1 protein-coding gene is annotated in these 1,011 nt (G+C 47.6%); it reads left to right on the forward strand.

The features are described 5' to 3' along the window. The coding region (locus tag R7Q47_RS26775) for an MFS transporter (protein WP_318090362.1) at positions 1 to 902 on the forward strand (902 nt) is incomplete at its 5' end. Between the last annotated feature and the right edge of the window lie 109 nt (positions 903 to 1,011).

Raw genomic sequence — 1,011 nt, forward strand, 5'->3', positions numbered from 1 at the left:
TAGAGTGGATGTTGATGTCTCGTTTGCTACAAGGCTTAGGTGCGTGTGCGACATCGGTAGCAGCCTTTGCAACAGTTCGCGATATTTTCGGCCCAGAGAAAAGCGGCAAGATGATCAGCTACCTTAATGGTGCGATCTGCTTTATTCCGGCACTGGCACCAATCTTAGGTAGCTGGTTAACACAGCAATTCGATTGGCGTGCAAACTTCAGCTTTATGGCTGGTTTTGCGGTTGTCTCAGGAACGTTGATGTTCTTGATGATGAAGGAAACCAACCCTGCAACCGAGAAACAAGCGGTATTCAAGGTAAGTCGTTACTGGTCGGTACTGAGCACGCCATCTTTCATTTTCCACGCGTCACTATGTTTGATGGCTATGGCGGTTATCTTAGCTTACGTGACGTCAGCACCGTCGGTATTGATGACAGGCATGGGCCTTTCAATGAATGAGTTCACATTCTGGTTTGGCATTAACGCGGTCATCAACATCGCTGGCTGTATGTTGGCACCGAAGTTCATGGAACGTTTTGGCACACACAACACGCTTGTGGTTGGTATCTCGACGTTGGCTCTGGCTGGTGTGGTGATGCTGGTGATGAATGGCCAAAACACGGCGCTGTCGTTCATGCTGCCAATCTTTATGTCGTCCGTTGGTTTTGCTTTGATTCTTGGCGGCGCCGCGGGCAAGGCGTTGGAACCATTCGGTGATAAAGCGGGCACAGCCGCGGCGCTACTTGGTTTGTTCCAAATGAGCGGTTCTGGTTTGTTAGTGGGTACCTTACAGCGTTTGCCGTTTGATCCACAAACATTGATTGCTATTCATATGTGGGTATTGCTACCAGCATTGGTGATTCTATTTTCAAAGGCCGGTAAGAGCTGGCACGCACGCTTCGCTAATGCGTAAATCAGTGTAATTTAGTATTTTCCAATGTATGTAACGCGTGTATATTTGTCGTTCACACTTTTCCTGACACCATAATGGAATTCAAAAAGTAATGTCGTTAACCACGTAT

It is taken from the genome of Vibrio sp. Vb0349 (assembly GCF_033338975.1).